This window comes from Dactylosporangium cerinum (assembly GCF_042653625.1).
Taxonomy (GTDB): Bacteria; Actinomycetota; Actinomycetes; order Mycobacteriales; family Micromonosporaceae; genus Dactylosporangium; species Dactylosporangium cerinum.
The window spans coordinates 1-15,818 of sequence record NZ_JBHSIU010000116.1 but is presented as its reverse complement, the minus strand read 5'-3'; the positions used below and the strand labels follow the sequence as shown (position 1 = coordinate 15,818).

General features: G+C 71.8%; 13 protein-coding genes. 1 reads left to right on the top strand and 12 read right to left on the bottom strand.

Translation table 11 applies throughout. The features are described from left to right. Positions 1-140: 140 nt before the first annotated feature. The 10 genes from ACFPIJ_RS56470 to ACFPIJ_RS56425 form a co-directional block, all read right to left on the bottom strand. Positions 141-353 carry a hypothetical protein gene (locus ACFPIJ_RS56470; protein ID WP_380127837.1) on the bottom strand — a complete coding sequence of 71 codons (213 nt, stop codon included), beginning with the start codon at positions 351-353 and terminating at the stop codon, positions 141-143. A 247-nt stretch (positions 354-600) separates the two neighbouring features. Next, positions 601-891 (bottom strand): hypothetical protein, encoded by a 291-nt coding sequence (locus tag ACFPIJ_RS56465; RefSeq protein WP_380127836.1) that lies wholly within the window; start codon positions 889-891, stop codon positions 601-603. Between the two features lie 157 nt (positions 892-1,048). Further along, positions 1,049-1,708 (bottom strand): RNA polymerase sigma factor, encoded by a 660-nt coding sequence (locus ACFPIJ_RS56460; protein WP_380127835.1) that lies wholly within the window; start codon positions 1,706-1,708, stop codon positions 1,049-1,051. Positions 1,709-1,940: 232 nt separating this feature from the next. Next, entirely contained in the window at positions 1,941-2,768 is an 828-nt protein-coding gene (locus tag ACFPIJ_RS56455) for a hypothetical protein (protein ID WP_380127834.1), read from the bottom strand. A 111-nt stretch (positions 2,769-2,879) separates the two neighbouring features. Then, positions 2,880-3,047, bottom strand: a complete 168-nt coding sequence (locus tag ACFPIJ_RS56450; RefSeq protein ID WP_380127833.1) for a hypothetical protein — start codon at positions 3,045-3,047, stop codon at positions 2,880-2,882. Next, positions 3,041-3,325: a hypothetical protein gene (locus ACFPIJ_RS56445; RefSeq protein WP_380127832.1), complete on the bottom strand. Its 285-nt coding sequence runs from the start codon at positions 3,323-3,325 to the stop codon at positions 3,041-3,043. The genes ACFPIJ_RS56450 and ACFPIJ_RS56445 overlap by 7 nt, the downstream gene beginning before the upstream one ends. Before the next feature lie 385 nt (positions 3,326-3,710). After that, on the bottom strand, positions 3,711-4,244 hold the full coding sequence (locus ACFPIJ_RS56440; protein ID WP_380127831.1) for a hypothetical protein: 534 nt from the start codon (positions 4,242-4,244) through the stop codon (positions 3,711-3,713). A gap of 164 nt (positions 4,245-4,408) precedes the next feature. Then, the gene (locus ACFPIJ_RS56435; RefSeq protein ID WP_380127830.1) at positions 4,409-5,155 is read right to left on the bottom strand and encodes a hypothetical protein; all 747 of its coding nucleotides are present in this window, start codon (positions 5,153-5,155) and stop codon (positions 4,409-4,411) included. A 574-nt stretch (positions 5,156-5,729) separates the two neighbouring features. After that, on the bottom strand, positions 5,730-6,560 hold the full coding sequence (locus ACFPIJ_RS56430) for a replication-relaxation family protein (RefSeq protein WP_380127857.1): 831 nt from the start codon (positions 6,558-6,560) through the stop codon (positions 5,730-5,732). A gap of 491 nt (positions 6,561-7,051) precedes the next feature. Then, positions 7,052-9,571 carry a type IV secretory system conjugative DNA transfer family protein gene (locus ACFPIJ_RS56425; protein WP_380127856.1) on the bottom strand — a complete coding sequence of 840 codons (2,520 nt, stop codon included), beginning with the start codon at positions 9,569-9,571 and terminating at the stop codon, positions 7,052-7,054. Between the two features lie 968 nt (positions 9,572-10,539). On the opposite strand from ACFPIJ_RS56425, the gene ACFPIJ_RS56420 reads away from it, so the two are divergent. After that, on the top strand, positions 10,540-12,588 hold the full coding sequence (locus ACFPIJ_RS56420; RefSeq protein ID WP_380127829.1) for an Hsp70 family protein: 2,049 nt from the start codon (positions 10,540-10,542) through the stop codon (positions 12,586-12,588). 441 nt (positions 12,589-13,029) lie between these two features. Here the strand turns inward: ACFPIJ_RS56420 and ACFPIJ_RS56415 are convergent, their stop codons facing one another. Then, complete coding sequence (locus ACFPIJ_RS56415) at positions 13,030-14,715, bottom strand: VirB4 family type IV secretion system protein (RefSeq protein WP_380127855.1); 1,686 nt, start codon at positions 14,713-14,715, stop codon at positions 13,030-13,032. Positions 14,716-14,831: 116 nt separating this feature from the next. After that, complete coding sequence (locus ACFPIJ_RS56410; RefSeq protein ID WP_380127854.1) at positions 14,832-15,776, bottom strand: PrgI family protein; 945 nt, start codon at positions 15,774-15,776, stop codon at positions 14,832-14,834. Between the last annotated feature and the right edge of the window lie 42 nt (positions 15,777-15,818).

The following is a 15,818-nucleotide window of genomic DNA, read 5'->3' as shown; positions in this document are numbered from 1 at the left end:
GATTCGATGGGTCAGGTGCACTGATGGACGCTTGACCGGCGCGGACAAGCAAGTGCACGAAGGCGACCTGGACCGGCGCCGCGCGCTGCGGCGACTCAGTCCGGCGCGGTGCGGTGGGCGCTGGACGGCGTCGGTGCCGGTCAGGTCCAGCGGACGTCGCGGTAGGGCAGCGGGTCGCCGGCCACGGTGCCGCCGCCGTACCACTCGACGTGGCCGTCGCCGCCGAACGGGTCTCTGCCGCGGTGCCGTCCTTTGTGCCCAGGCGCGTGGTCGCAGCTCGTGCCGTACGGGTCGTGGCCGCCCGTGGCGTAGTGCGCGTTGCAGGTCTCGGGCCAGTCGGGTCCGTCGTCCATGCGCTGTTCCTCCTGTTGGCTGCTGCCTGGTCCGATGGGTGTCGGAAGCGGTTGCCACGGGGTCCGCGCGAATCACATCTGCAAGCCGCTGCGGCGTGCGCCGGTGGGCTCGGACGTGGTCCATGGCGGTCGCGTGGCGAGGTGTGGAGGCGGAAAGAGCCCCGCGGCGGGGACGGCGGGGCACACGGCGTCGCCGATGCGGCGAGATGGTGTTGCGGGGTGGCGTTTCGGCTGATCCGAGCGGCCGTCAGTCGACGAGGTAGATGATGTGGCCGTCGGCGTGGCGGGCCTGGCGCAGCGGCGCCGGAGACACCAGGCGGAGCCATTCGCGGGGCTGGTTGCGCCACTCGAGCCCGTCGCCGCCGAGGGCTGCCAAGGCGATCCCGTCCTGCCGGAATCCGTCGATGATGACGAATGCCTGATTGGGCGGGGTGTCCCGGTGCGGGTCGTCGTCACAGCGCACGGTGACGATGTCACCGGGTTCGAGTGGCCGGTCGGCGTCGGGTGTCTGGTCCGCGGGTTGGTCTGATGCGGTCATGGCTGCCCTTTCGGCGGTTGGCGTGACGGCCACGGTCGGTCGGCCGGGTGCGTGGCGGTCGCGTGGCGAGGTATGGACACGGAAAGTGCCCCGCTGCCGAGGACAGCGGGGCACAGCGATGTGGAGCGGGTTGCGTCGCCGTCCCGACTGGCGCCGGTCAGGCCGTTCCGGCGGCCGTGCTCAGCTCGTGCAGGCGCAGCAGCGCGCGACGCTCGAGGCTCTCGATGGCGGCGACCGTGCGGCGCATGCGCACGGCGGCGTCACCGCGGCTGTACCCGTCGAGGTAGCGCAGTTGCACGGCGTGGCGCTGGTCGGCCGTGAGCCGGGCCAAGGCCGCGCTGAGGGCGCCGTTGCTGACGCCGCTGTGGGCGACTGCGGTGATGGCGCGCCGGTCGGCCGGTCCCGGCGCGGCGTCGGCGGTCCGGACGGTGTAGACAGTGTGCGCGGCGCGCAGGTAGCGCCGCTGCGACCAGCTGTGGCTGGTCAGCGCCCGGGCGGCCAGGGCGTACATGGAACCGACCAGGTCGGGGCCGACGCGGTGCGGTTTGGTCAGGGCGAGGCAGTACGCGTCGTGCACGAGGTCGTCCACGAGGTCGAGCTCGCTGCGGTGGACGCGGGCGGTGACGAACGCGGTCACCCGTTGGACGGTGTGCCGGTACAGGTCAGCGAAGGCGTCGCGGTCGCCGACCCGGACGCGGGCGGCGAGCACGAGGTCGGCCTCGGCGACCGGCTGCCGGTGCCGTGCGGCGGTCTCGGCTGCGGCGGGTGCCGCGCCGCCGTCGGCCGGGGTCTGGCTGGTGGTGTGGCGCAGGGCCATGAACGGACTCCTCTCGGCTGCGGCCCGGATGTTCGGGCCGGGGACGGAATCCGGGCACGGCCGGACGGCCGTGCCCGGAGGTCAGGTGCGCGTGTTCGCGCGGGCGGCCGGGCATCGGCCAGGGGTCGAGCGGGTGGCGTGGGCCGCTCAGCGGCCGGGTGGTTCGTCTGGGGCAGGTCGGTGCTGGTGACGCGTCAGCGGCGGCTTGGTCGGGCCAGCGTCGGTCAGCGAGTCAGGAGGCGAGCTGCCACGGCCAGGTGTAGGCGCCGACGCTGTACCGCTGGTCGGCGTCGCAGCGGGCCGCGTCCACCCGGCGGGAGCTGGTAGTTGTGCCGTCGTCGAGTTCTTCGCCGATCAGCACGACGTTGCCGAAACGGCCGCAGAACAGACGCCGCGTCGGAGTCCGTCCGAGCGTCGGATCGCTGCTGCGGTCCCGGCGGGCGTGCATCGCATCGAGGTCAGCGATGAGCCGCACGACGGTGGCGAGATCGAAACGCGGCAGTAGGTACCCGGAGTCGGTGGTGTAGCCATCCGGGATCAGCGCCCGGTAGGCCGCACCGGCGACCGCGTCGCAGGTGACCATGGCCGGTGTCCAGATGGTGCCGGCCGGGACGAGCTCGGGGCGGTCCTCGGCAAATCCGACCCGTCGATGGTCGATCAGGTGCGCGTCGGCAGGGTCGATGTCGACCCACATCCAGTGCCGGTCGGCGGCGACGGCGTCGCGGAGGGCAACAATCAGGGCCGGCTGGCCGTCAACGGGCCCGAGGGGCAGGTAGCCGGTGTGGTAACCGTCGATGTCGGCAGCGCCGTAACGGCCGGTGGCGGTGTGCCGCCAGGTGTGGGCCTCGGCGGCGTGGATGGTGCCGCGCACGCCGTGCCAGGCCGGGATGCCGTTGGACTGCAGGATGTCGAGCTTGGGGCTGCCCGTCCAGTACAGGGCGGGCCGCAGCGGCTGCCCGGCGCGGACCTGGGCGTCGGTGAGCTGATGCGTCGGGCAGGCCATCGCATGCTCAGCGAGGGGCAGAACGTCGTCGAGGCGGAACCACAAGCGATGATGCACAGTTCGCTCCTTTGCGGACAGTGGATGGACAACGTTCGGAAAAGGGGCAAAGGGCGGCCGGCCGGGCTTGGTGTCGCGCCCCGGCCCGGGGCGCCGGGCGGTGGACGGTGGTCAGCCGCAGGCCGTGGCCGGAGACGGGGCGCAGGTGCCGCCGGGGTGGCGGCGGGCGACGCCGAGGATGGTGTGGGTGGCGGTGAGGGTGAGGGTGCACAGGTCGTGGCTGTCGGCGTTGGCCCGCAGTCGGCGTACGGCCGGTGCGGTCAGCGGCAGGCTCAGCACGTCGCCGGCGGCGGCCTGGGGGTTCGCGTCGGGCCGGTGACGCCATGGGTGGCGTTCTCGGCGTAGACGGCTCGCAGTCCGCAGATGTGCGGCTGTCCGGGTGCGGCGTCCAGCTGCGGCAGTCCGTTGGACAGCAGGCAGTTGCCGTCGTCGGTGGTCAGCAGCAGCAGCGCCGGGCCGGGTGGCCTGTTGCCGACCGGCGCAGTGTGCGACGGTGCGGCGAGCGCGTGCTCGGCGAGGCCGAGGACGTCGTCGAGCGGGAAGATCAGTTCGGACACGTGGGCCCTCCAGGCCTAAGGCGTCGAGTTCGCGTGGGGTGCAGCGCTTCGCGGGTTGTGCCGCGGGCTGTTTCGCGCCGGGCATGGCGGGCTGCCGGTGCGTGGGGCACGTCGGGGTGGACCGCCCGAGGTGCTGGACGCGCTGGTGCGCCGTCGCTGCCCGTGCTGGCGGCGCAGGGTGGAGCCGGTCGGGCAGCACAGGCGTCGCGTCCCCCGGGTACAGGGAAGGGATGCGGTGCGTGGCTGGCCCGACCGGTTCCGGTTGTGGTGTCAGACGGCGACGGCAAGCAGTTGCCGCTCCCCGTTGTTGTAGGCGAGGAAGGTGCTCGCCTGCTTGAGGCAGGTCACCGGCTCGCTCGGTTCGTACTGGTGGGGTCTGGTGGGGTCAGGACACGCGCCGCAGCATCGGCTGGCTGGTGCCGCTGCTGCTGTAGGGCAGCGGTTGCACCGAAAGGCGTGGCTGTCCGACCAGGGTCGCGACGTGCGGGCCGGTTGGTGTGGCGACGCTGCGGAGACGGCGGCGACCGACACCCAGATGGAGTGTGGCCGGGTTGAGCACGGCCAGCTGCATTCCTGCGGCGAGACCCTGGTGCAGGTCGTCGATCAGCGACGGCCCATCCGGGTTCAGGAGTGGCAGTACGGCGGCGTGGCTGCGGTCCGGGGGGCGTACGGCCGGTGTGGTGAGCGCGGCGTGTGATTGCGCAGGGACGCTGGCTGGGCCGCGGGATTGCAGGTGGTGCCGCATGAATCCGTTGCCGTGGAGGTGTACCTGTCCTCCTTCCCGGAAGTACCACAGCGCGGGGCGGGCGGAGGCGTCGGTGGCGGCCTCCTGCTCAGTCCTCAGGTTGTAGTCGGCGAGGACGGCGAACCGGGCGTGCTCGAGCACTGCTTTGAGCTCGAAGTACAGGTGTGCGGGCATGGCTGCTCCCTCGTTTGTTCTGTCGTTTGTGCGGATCCGTCCGGCGGCACCGCTGGCCTGTGCCGGTCGAGGTGGTGAGAGCCGGTCGGGCAGTGCACGCGTTGTGTCCCCCGGGTGCAGGGATGCGGTGCGTGGGCTGGCCGGACCGGTTTCCGGTCGTGGTGTCAGACGGTGACGGCGAGCAGCCGCTGGTCGGCGTCGATGCAGCCGAAGTAGCGGTTGGTCTGCTCCAGGAACGTCACCCGGTCGGCGAAGGCGTCGCTCGCGGGAGCGAAGCGGTGTCCCTCGGTGGTGAGCACGGTGTCACCGGCCAGCGCCGTGGAGGCGCTGTAGTGCTGGTACGCCATGCAGCCGGCCTGGAACATCTCCAGCTCGCACAGGTCGATGCGCCCGGCGCCGTAGGTGACGGCGTTGTGCATCCGGATCGCGTTGACGCGCGGTTGCGCGTTGTACGCCGCGATCGCGGTGTCACGCGGGAATGTGTAGGGGTCGGCGAGGTGCCGGGTCAGGAACTGGGTCCACGGGGTGGCCGGGCGGGTGCCGTGCACGACCCGTGACCACAGCTGGTAGCGGACTGCTGCGCCGACACCGGCGGCGTGGCGCATGCCGTCGAGGTTGAGCAGCCGGGCGGGTCCTCCGGCGCAGTAGACAGGGTGACCCTTGCGGGGGTCGACCAGCTGGCTGCGCTGCCATACCCACATGCTGGGGATGGCCCAGAAGCGGTGGGTGAGGGTGCCCTGCACGTTGAAGTGCTGATCAAGGGCGCGGTTGGTGAGCGCCTCACCGGGCAGCTCGTCCGGCACAGCGACGATCATGATGCGGACCGTCGGGGCCAGCGTCGCAGCGCCGTTCGCGCCACGGTTCGTGCTCGTCGACGACGTCGTGAACGTGCAGCGGTGCTTCTTGGACATGAGGGGCCTCCTGCAGGGGTTTGGGCGCCGTGCGGGCGCGCAGCAAGGACCGGCCCACCGGGTTCGTGGGTCGGGTGCTGGAAGCGGGCTTTGGCTGGCGCTTGGGTGCGGCGCCTGAGGTGGTGCTGGTTGGTTGGGTGCGACCTTGGGGTCGCCGCGCAGGTTTGGGACCGACCGGCCCGGAGGCGGGTGGGTGTCTGCACCTGGTGGTGCGGCGGGTGGCCCGAGGTGGGACCGAACCGGGTGGAGCGAGATATATGGGGGTTGTGTAGTGCCGTGAACGGTAGCGGCCGTCGCTCTCAGCCCGCCTGCCGCGAAGGGTCGGCAGAAGGTGCCGCGACCTGCGCTGTGAGCGGCTGCGCGGTGCGGGTCGCGTCGTGCGTGGTGTCGCGGTGAGACGACACCACGCTCACAAACGATCTTGCATGTTGACAGTCACCGTCCGCGCCGGTCCGCCGTACGGGGAGCCAGCGCGGCGTTGACCTGCGCTGTGAGCCGAGTCCGGCGCAGGCGCGGCGAGCATCCAGACGAGATGCCGTCGGGATGCGGCACGAGGCGACTGGGTCGGTGCCGGTCAGTCGTCGTAGCGGCCGGGGTTGGTGCCGGAGCGGGGGCCGTGCTCGGACGGCAGCTCGTGCAGCCGCCGGCGGCGGCCCGCGCCGGCGGGCAGGTCGGTGGTGAGGGTCCACACCCGTCCGGCCGGGTCGGGGCCGTGCACGGCGGTGGCGACCGGCATCGGGGTGTTGACCCCGGCGAGCAGCCGCAGCACGTTGGCTTCCCGCTGCAGGGTGGGCAGCCACAGCAGCACCGGGTACCGGGGCCCGAACTCGGCGAGCCGGGCATAGGCGCGCAACTTCGCCACCACCCGCGGGAGGTCCTCGGTGCCGCGGTCGTGTTCGAGGAAGAACCCGACGGTGTGCTCGTGGGCGTGCCAGATGCCGTGCCCGTCGGGGCGGATGCCGGACTGGGCGTAGACGTCGGTGGCGTGCTGCTCCGACCACCACCGCACCAGCCGCGCGCCGCTGGCGTTGGGCAGCCGGGTCGCGGCGAGCAGGTCGACGAAGAACTGGTTGACGCCGAGCAGGTGCGCCGCGGTGGCGCTGGCGGCGATCCTTCGGGCTCGTTCCAGCGCGTTGCGGGGCGCCCTGCCGTAACGGCTGTCGGGGTCGTCGTACGCGTCGGGGTACAGCTGCAGGCCGACCGGGCCGAGCGTGTACAGGTAGGGCACGGCGGTGTGCTCGGCGTTGGGGTAGGCGAAGCGGTGCACGACGCCGAGGCGGTGCAGCACGGTGAGGCGCCGCTGCGCGATGCGGAGGCTGTCGAAGAACGCCGCCGCGATCTGGCTGCTGGACAGCAGGTAGTGCTCCGCGAGCAGGGCGAGCAGGGCACGGTCACGCGGCACGATGCGCCGAAACACGGCGAGCGGATCGGCACGCGAGCCACGGGCGTCGGCGACCACATCGTCGGTCGGGCCGGACCGACCGGACCCGACAGCGCCGGAGCGAGTGGAGGACGAGACCGGACCAGCAGCGAACGACGGAGACGACCGACGGAACGACGGGGACGGAGAGGAGGAAGAGGACGGAGACGGGGGACCGGACGACCGGACAGCGAGAGAGGGAACAGCATCGATTGGAAGGGCAACGGGGCCGGATTGAGTGAGACGGTCGAATGGCATGGTGGATGAGCTCCTGGGCAGGAAGAGATCCCTCGTTGGCGAGGGGTGTCTGGCGGGTGAGGAAGGCTCGGCCGGGCGCTGTCAGGCGCACGTGCTGCACTGACAGCGCAGGTCAGGCATGCCGTGACCCGGTCGTGGCGGAGCGGGTGAACGACCCCCGCCGCGACCGGGTCAACGATCACCTCGGCGGCGTCACTGACAGCCGGTCGCGTCCGCGGTCACGGTCTGGGTTGCCGTGCCCGGCCCCGCCGGCCGTCGCCGGCATTGCCGTCGGACTGGCGGGGCTCGCGGGCCTGGGACAGTCGCTCGACGAGCGCGTCGATGGCGCTGGTGTCCTGTTCGGGAACCGCCGCGGCGGCGGTCTGCCGGATGGCGAGGGCCTCGCCGATGACCGGCTTCGGCGGCCGGGTCCGCATGGTAAACGCGGGGGTCTGCCGTCCCGCGACGACGAGGCGCGCCGCGGCGGTGTACGCGTCCAGATGCGCGAGGTCGTGCTCGTCGAGTTCGGGCAGAGTGTGCCGGCCGAGGACCCTGGCGTCCTCCGGCGCCACCGTGAAGTAGATCTTGTTGCGGGCGTTGGAGGACGCGGCGGCGAGGAGGTCCTTCGGGAACTGGGCGAGGTCCTGGTGGGCCAGGACCAACGAAAGCCGGTACTTGCGGGCTTCGGCAAGCATCGTGTCCAGCGAATTGGCCAGGGTGAGGAAGTTCTGCGCCTCGTCGATGATGAGCGTCGCGTCGCGGCGTTTGTCGGGCGCGACGGTGGCGCGCGCGGTGGCGGCCTGCCACACCTGCGCCAGGACGAGCGAGCCCAGCAGCCGGGTGGTGTCCTCCCCCAGCTGCCCTTTCGGGATACGCACGAGCAGCGCACCGCCGTTGAGGACCTTGCCCATGTCGAAGCTCGACTTCGGGAACCGCATCGTCTTCTTCACGAAGTCCCGCAGTAGGAAGGCCCTGAGACGTGCCAGGACCGGGCCGATCACCTGGGACCGCAACGCGGGGTTGAGCTCGTCGTACCACTGCCAGAACCCGCTCAGGCCGGCCGGGTCGTCGAGGTCGACGGTCATCGCCGACCGGAACTGGGCGCTGTTGAGCAGCGGCGGAATGTGCTGCAGGGTCACGTTCGCGTGCCGCAACAACGTGAGGCAGGCGACCCGCATGACGTCGTCCATTCGCGGGCCCCAGGCCTTGGCGAAGATGTTGCCGAAGATGGAGACCAGGTTGTCGACCACGAGGTCCGGGTCGTCGCCTTCGAGGGGGTTCAGGCACGGCGGGTTCGGCTGGTCCGGGTCGTAGATGACGAGCCGGTCCGCGACGTTGGCGGGGAGCCGGTCGAGGATGTCGGTGACCATGTCGCCGTGCGGGTCGATGACAACCGTGCCACGACCGGCGCGGATCTCGTCGACGGCCATGTTGACCAGCAGCGTCGTCTTGCCCGAACCCGTCGAGCCGACGACGTGCAGGTGGTAGCGGGAGTCCGGCACCGCCAGGCCGACACCGTGCCCGCCGACCTCCGCGTCACCGAGAACCTTGATCCCGCGGCCGCCGCCGGGCACCGCGACCGGCGCCGGCATCGGCTTGGCCCGCGCCCGGTCCAGGCCCGGCACCGCCAGATCACGCGGCAGCGCCGCGAGGACCGCGAGCTCGCCGCCGTTGACGAGGAAACCGGCGCCGAGCCGCCGCCCGGCCAGCACCGCCACCGGTTGCGACATGCGGGCGCGGTGGCCGAGACGGTTGCGAGCGGCGTACACGGCGAAGCTGGACGCGACGGCGTCGGCGATCCCGCGCAGCCGGCCCTGCGGGGTGGCGCCGCCGCGTTCGCTGGTGCTGGCGAGGCCGTAGCGGATGCCGGCCGTCCACAGCGGTTGCGCGGTCTTGTCCAGGATCGCCCGGACGTCGCGTTCGACGCCGGGATCCCGTCGGGCCGCCTGGTTGCCGGTGCTGGCGCGCCGGGCGGAGGTTCCGGTCTGGAACAGCTCCAGCAGCCACAGCACGGGCGCGGCGGGGTTGACCGTGGGGACGGCGGTCTTGCCGTCGCGGAGCCGCCCGGCCGCCCGTCTGGCCCGTGCCGCGCGGCGGGGCGGCGCGGGCCGGGCGAGGACCTGCACGCAGGCGTGCTCACCGGGGCGCAGCTGCGCGCCGGCGGCCATGAGCGCGCGGAGCGGGTCGGCGTCGAAGTCGGTGTTGTAGGGCAGCCATTCGGCGGCCTGGGGCAGCAGGTGTCCGCCGACCGCCGGCGCCGCTTGCAGGGGGATCGGTGGTGGCGCGTCCGGGTCGGTGGTGGTCGCGGCGCCGGGCCACGCGGCGCGGATCGCTGCCTCGACGGCGCCGGGCGGGACGGTGCCGGGCACCCACACCGTGATCCGCAGCTGCCGGCCGGTCCACGTGTACTGCCACACCACGTGTGGCGACCCGTACAGCAGCCGCCGCCGGCTGGAGGGCGTGAGGACGCCGTGCAGGTTCGCCCACAGCGCCCCGGCGGCGTGTTCGTCGACCTCCGGCGGCGGGGCGATGGTGACCAGGCGGGCGCCGGCGGCGTGGCGGGTGTGCCGCCACCCGGCCAGGAGGTTCCGCGCGGCGACCCAGGCGACGAGGACGGCGGCGGCCACGGCGAGCAGCCACGGCCGTCCACCGGCCCAGTGAACGGCGTCGAGCAGCCACGCCGCCACCGGTGAGGGTGGGGAAACGAAACCGGCGCCCGGCCCGGAAGGGCTGGGCGCCGGTGACGGCGAAGCGGACAGCTGCAGGTTCGGCGGCGGATGACCGGACGGGGCAGGCGCGTGGACCGCCGCCACTGCCTGTTGGAGGCGGCTCACAGCAGGTCCTGCTCGTCGTCCGGGTCTTCGAGGTCGAGCAGGTCGCTCGGCTTCGTTACCGGAACTCCCCACAGTTCCTGGGTGGCCGACCGCAGGCTGAAAGTCTTTGGAGCTGGCCAGGCGTGACACGCCGACGAGGTGGAGGTGTTTGACAGTCGGTCGGGATTCCTGACGAATTTTCGGAGTTGATGACCAGCTGTCGGTATTGGCAATCTGGGGTGGTCGTGGGACTGGCCGTGGTCCGGTCGCTCGACACCCTGCAGCGCTTGACGACCGGCCAGGGGGGTGAGGACTTCGAACATGAACCGCCCGACTAGTACCTGCTCACGGCGTTCGGAGCGGGTTGCGCGGAAAGTACCGTGGCGCACGATCGGTCGGCACTGCTTGAGTTCATCCGACTCCTGCAGCGTCCAGTGTGGACAGCGCAGCCTTAGGATGTGGACTGGTTCGTTGCCTATCAGCGCCCACGGCTGGGGTTGTCTCGGCTGGCAGTGCGGCGCAGGGTGTGGGCGTTGGGCCATCTTGGACCTCCTCCTTGCTCGGTATCAGGGCGACATCCACCGATTGGCTGGCTACCTGGTGGAGTAGGTCGCCGACGAGTTCAACTGGCCGGCGCAGGCCGACTACGGGGGGCGGGGGCGGAGCGACCGCAATATTGCATTTCTTCGGAATCGCGCACTTTCACCTGACCCCACCGTAGGGTGGGCCGTAGCCTGCGATGCCTTGCTCAACGGGACCCTGCGACACCTTGCATCACGTGGTAGCACCGGAAGGCAATTCGCGCTCCTGCACGTCGGGCCGGCCCGGCGGCAGCCGGCAACTGCCCGTCCGGCTCGACCCGTCGATCGGGTCGGCCATGCCGGTCGGAGTGCAGCGCCGCATACCATCGCGGGGTGGCTTTTGCGCTCGGCGTTGACTTCGGCACCTCGCACACCGTTGCCACCGTTGTATTTCCCGGTGGCCGGAGCGAGACGCTGTTGTTCGACTCGTCGCCGCTGCTGGCTTCAGGGGTTTACGCGGACAACGGCAGGCTGTTAGTCGGGCGGGACGGCGAGCGCGCCGCGCGGATGAACCCCGCGCCGTACGAACCGAACCCCAAACGCCGCATCGATGACGGCGTGCTGCTACTTGGGTCTGCCGAGGTACCCGTCGTCGAGGCGGTCGGGGCGGTGCTAGACCGAGTCCATCAGGAGGCGCGGCGCGTGCTCGGTGCGAGCCCGTCCACGGTCGTGCTGACACATCCGGCCGCCTGGGCGCAACCTCGCCAGTCGCTGCTGGCCGCCGCAGCGCTGTCGGCCGGGCTCGGTGAGGTCATCCTGATTGCCGAGCCGGTCGCGGCGGCAGGCTACTTCACCACTGTGCTGGGTCATGAGGTGCCGGCCGGCCACGCGGTCGTAGTTTACGACCTGGGCGCCGGGACGTTCGACATCTCCGTCGTGCGCCGCGGAGCCGACGGTGGCTGGGACGTCGTGGCAGCCGCCGGGCTGGACGACGTCGGTGGCCTGGATTTCGACGAGGCCATCGTGACACGGGTCGGCACGCTGGTCGGCGACACCGAGCAATGGCGTCGCATGGCTGCGCCGAGCACCACGGCCGACTACCGGGCACGTCGCCAGCTGTGGGAGGACGCCCGTACGGTCAAGGAACAGCTCACCCGCGGCAGCAGCGCCGGCATGCCTGTGCCACTCCTGGAGCGAGACATCCACGTCACCCGCGAAGAGTTCGAGGCTCTCGCACGGCCGCATCTGGACCGGACCGTCGCGCTCACCACGGCCACGCTGTTCACGAGCGGCGTGACGGCCGACCGGCTGGCCGGCGTGTTCCTTGTGGGCGGGTCGAGCCGAATCCCGATGGTGGCCACGCTGATCCACCGGGCACTGGGTGTCGCGCCGGTCGTCATCGAACAGCCCGAGCTGGTGGTCGCCCACGGCAGCGTTCACGGACTCACCGCCAGCGAGTCCTCGCCGCCCGACGTGCTGCCGGGCGCGGCGCGGCAGGCGTTCGTCCCGGCCGCGGGCCATGCGCCGCAGCCGGGCCGCGCTGCGACGGCGTCCACCGCTGCGGACCGGTTCACGCCAGCGCCCGCGCTCGCCACCGTGTCCCCGGCTCTGGCCGGCACCGACCAGGGCGCACCGGGTACGCAATCGTCTGGGACGGCCGCCTCCGGCATGGCCGGCGAGCCTAGCGCGGCCACTCATCCGGTCCCTGAGACGGCGGCACCGGTGGCCCCTGGACGATCCCGGTCGATGTCGCCGGGTCGTCTCGCCCGGGTTCTGCGCACCTTCGGGGCCTCCAGGAGCGGCCAGGCAGTGGGCCTGCTGGTCCTCGGTCTGGTCCTCCTGGGCGTGGCGTCGGGAAGCGCATATTGGAGCGGTTTCTCCGGCGTCGCGCTGGCCGTTGCTGCCGCCGGCGGGGTGCTGTCGCTGCTAGGTGTCCGGAGCGTGGCGATCCGGCTGCGCGATCGCATGCCACGCCGTCGGTGGCTGGTCGTGTCGTCGGCGGTCGCCGCGGTCGTGGCTACCGCGCTCACCGCTGCCACCGTGAACCGGGCGTACGCCACCCAGGTCGACGAGTGCCTGACCGGCAACTGGACCGCGACCGCGGAGGACATCGGTGCCTGGGAGAGCAGCGGGGTGAAGCTGTCCATTCGCGGCGAGAACGGCACATACGGCGACGGCTCCGAGCTGAGCTATCGCGCCACGGACTCCGATGTGTCCGACATGACCAAGAACCCGTACCAGACCTTCAGGTTCCGCGCCTACGACGGAAAGTTCTTCTTCCTGCAAGCCGACGGCGTCGGGATGTTCGCCGCAGGGTACTGCACGTCGTGGACATTGTTCAGCGACGGCAACTGCGGTGCGTCGTACACGTGCGATACGACGACACTGGTCTGGACGGGTGCCGATTCAACGGGTTATCAGGCTACGTTCCGGCGCACATAGGCTGCATCGGGGACGGTCTGGAGACGTCTGTTTCACAGCCGGAAGACGTGACCCACACACGGTGGTACACGACCGGCGAGGACCTCGAGCCATGCGGTTCGCAGTGCGTCCGGGCCCTGGGCCAACCCTGATATCGACCCACTCGCCGCGAAACGCGCTCGCCGGTGTGGTCGGCTGGCTGCTCGGCGATCCGGACCGTCTCCTTCGTTCCCATGGCGCCGCCGTCGGCCGCTGGTTCAGCCTCGCCTCCTGCGGCCCCGTGCGGCGCGAATTGCAAGCGAGGAGGCCGACCTCTGGGTCCAGAACTCCTCGGGTCAGTACATGGACGTTCGCGTGTCAGCGCGTACCTGGCCGTGGACATAGATCCGTACGCCGAACGCAGTTCACACCAACTGTGGACCGCCGCTGACCGTCTCACCGCCCACCCAATCCAGAGCTCCGTCAGAAATCCTCCAAACTCGCGACGAACTCCGGAGAAGTCGTGGCGAGGGTGTGTTCGCTCGGGGAGGCGATCGACTCGAACGCAGTGCGGTTCGTGCCGGAGATGAGCAGGCCGTGGCCGGTGCGGGCGGCCAGCAGCATCCGCCGTTCCCCGACCGTCAACCCGAACGCGTCGCCGACCGCTTCGATCGCCTGCGGGGCTTGCTTGAGCAGGATCTGGGTGGCCGCGTTCGACACGACGGCCATGCCGAGGTCGGTGCCGAGGACGTCGGCGACGTCCTGGGTAATCACCGACAGGCCCGCATTTCGCTTCCGGCCGGCCTTCGACATGGTGAACAGGAACCGGGCGCCCTCGCCGTCGCGCATGAGCAGCCACGCCTCGTCGACCACGACGAGGCGCCGGACCGCGAGGCGGCGGTTGCCGGGGGCGTCGACGCTGCGCCAGATCGAGTCCAGCGCCAAGAGTGTGCCGACGGTGCGCAGCTCATCGGGGAGGTGCCGCAGCGACCACACGACGAGGTGCCCGTCGGGGCGGGTGCTGGTCGGGCCGTTGAACAGGTCGGCGAACGACCCGTCGACCCATGGGGCGAGGCGGGCGGCGAGCTGCGTGGCGGCCGGGTCGTCGTCGGCGCGGAGCGTGGCGGCGAGGTCCGCGAGCAGCGGGGCCGGCCGCCGGTGGGTGGTCGGGTCCGCGGTGATGCCGGCCGCGCGGTAGGTGGCCAGGATGGCCCGGTCCAGGGCGGCGCGTTCGGTCGGCGGCGGCTGGTGGCCGACCAGGACGCTGATCAAGGTGTGCAGGAACAACCCGCGCCGGGTCAGCACGTCCGGTCGGGTGTCGCCGACCGGCAGATCCAGGGGGTTGATCTTCACGCCGGGCTGGCCGAGCCGGACCACGGTGCCGCCGACGGCGTCGGCGAGGCGGAGGTACTCGTCCTCGGGGTCGACGATGGACACGACGACGCCCTGGTACAGGTTGCGCAGGACGTCGAGCTTGACGAAGTAGCTCTTGCCAGCCCCTGAGCGGGCGAGGACGACGCTGTTGTGGTTCTCCTGCGCCCACCGGTCCCACCAGACGATGCCGCTGGAGTCGGGGTTGATGCCGTAGAGGACGCCGCCGCTGGTGGCCGGGTCGCCTGGCAGCGGCGCCGGCAGGTCCGCGCTGGCGAGCGGGAACGCCGCGGCCAGGGCCTGGGTGTCCATGGTGCGCAGCATCTGCAGGCTGTCGGTCGCCAGGGGCAGGGTGGTGGTCCAGCCGGGCAGGTGCCGCCACGTCGCCGGCTGCACCTCGATCAGCGTCGACGCGGCGGCGGCTTTCACCTGCGCGCACGCGTCGAGCAGCTCGGGTTCGGTGCGGGCGTGGACGGTCAGGTACAGCCCGACCCGGAACAGTTTCGCGGCGCCGCGCGCCAACCTCTCGGCGAGGTCGGCGGCGTCTTCGGCGGCGGCCTCGACATACGGGTCGGTGAGTTTGCCCTTCTCCGCGTCGGCGCGGCGAGACGACTCGAACCGGGCGCGTTGGGTGCGCAGCCGCTTCGCGGCGACCGGCGCCGGCAGCGGGTCGATGTGCAGGGCCAGGTCGAGCCGGCCGGGCCAGGACAGGAGGGGTTCGAGCCAGGCGGGGCCGACCTCGGCCGGGTAGCCGGTGACGACAAGGGTGGCGGCGTAGCCGTCACCGACCCGCAGCATCCGCGGTGTGACCTCCACGGACGCGGGTGCGACCGCCGCGGCCAGCCCCGCCGTGGGCGGGGCCGGCTCGGCAGCGGAACGGGTGGCTGAACGGGTGCTGGGACGTGTGAGCAGCTTCATGACGGTGTCTTCCTGCGGGTCTTGGCCGCGGTCGGCTTGGCGGGTGCTGCGGTGATCACCGCGTCGGGTGCGGCGAGGCCGCCCGGCCGCGGCGGCCGGTACGGGTCCGCGGCGGCGGCGAGGGCGGCGGTGACGGCGTTGCCGTCCAGTGCGCGGGTGGTGACGCCGAGGCCGGACAGGGCGCGGACGGTGTCGTCGGCGCGGCGACGGGCGGCGTGCTCGCCGCGCTCCCCCGCCCCGGCGCGGGTGACGATGAGGACCTGCCGGCGCAGCGGGTCCCGGCGTTCCGCGAGGTCGGCCAGGAACTGGGCGTGGTCGGTACACGCGGCCGCGAGCGCCTGGTCCGGAAGCCGGTCCGCGGCGCGGGCGAGGTTCCGGGCGGAGGAGGCGAGGTCGACCGGCTGCGCCGACACGACGATCTGCGTCGGGGTGGCGAGCGAGTTGAGCCACCGGCCGAACGTGTCGATCAGCGCGGCCTGCTCGTCCGCGGTGCGCAGGGCGAGGTTGACGCTGGTCGCGGCGACCATCGCCGCCTTCGCGCCGCCATGTCGGTCAGGGAGGCTGATCTGCCCGTCGTCGCCGATCGCGTCGGCGGGCAGCTTCAGCGGCGCGGGCAGCATCACCTTGGTTGCCGGTGCCTGCACCCAGTCCGGTGCCCGGGCCGTGCTGTCCGTGCTGCTCAGCGCCCGGGGCGCGCGCGAGTGGCGTAGCCCGGCGAGGATCCACAGGTCCATCGGCAGCCCGTCGCGGCGGCCGACGGCCAGGCCGAAGACGAGGCCGCCGAGGACGACCGCGCCGCCGAGCAGCACCGGCACGGGCAGCAGGGTGTGCAGGGCGTTCCAGGCGCCGTAGCCGATGACGGCGGCGACGGCGAGGATCGCCAGCTGCCGGAACGTCAAGCCGTAGACGACCTTGTCCGGGGTGTCGACGTCGGCGGGGATACGAGCTCTATACCACTCGTCTTCGGAGTTCTTCGTCGGACT

Coding starts and splice junctions, on each gene's coding strand:
- ACFPIJ_RS56470 (WP_380127837.1), bottom strand. CDS start 353: ATGGACGACGGACCCGACTGGCCCGAGACCTGCAACGCGCACTACGCC.
- ACFPIJ_RS56465 (WP_380127836.1), bottom strand. CDS start 891: ATGACCGCATCAGACCAACCCGCGGACCAGACACCCGACGCCGACCGG.
- ACFPIJ_RS56460 (WP_380127835.1), bottom strand. CDS start 1,708: ATGGCCCTGCGCCACACCACCAGCCAGACCCCGGCCGACGGCGGCGCG.
- ACFPIJ_RS56440 (WP_380127831.1), bottom strand. CDS start 4,244: ATGCCCGCACACCTGTACTTCGAGCTCAAAGCAGTGCTCGAGCACGCC.
- ACFPIJ_RS56435 (WP_380127830.1), bottom strand. CDS start 5,155: ATGTCCAAGAAGCACCGCTGCACGTTCACGACGTCGTCGACGAGCACG.
- ACFPIJ_RS56415 (WP_380127855.1), bottom strand. CDS start 14,715: ATGCTGCGGGTCGGTGACGGCTACGCCGCCACCCTTGTCGTCACCGGC.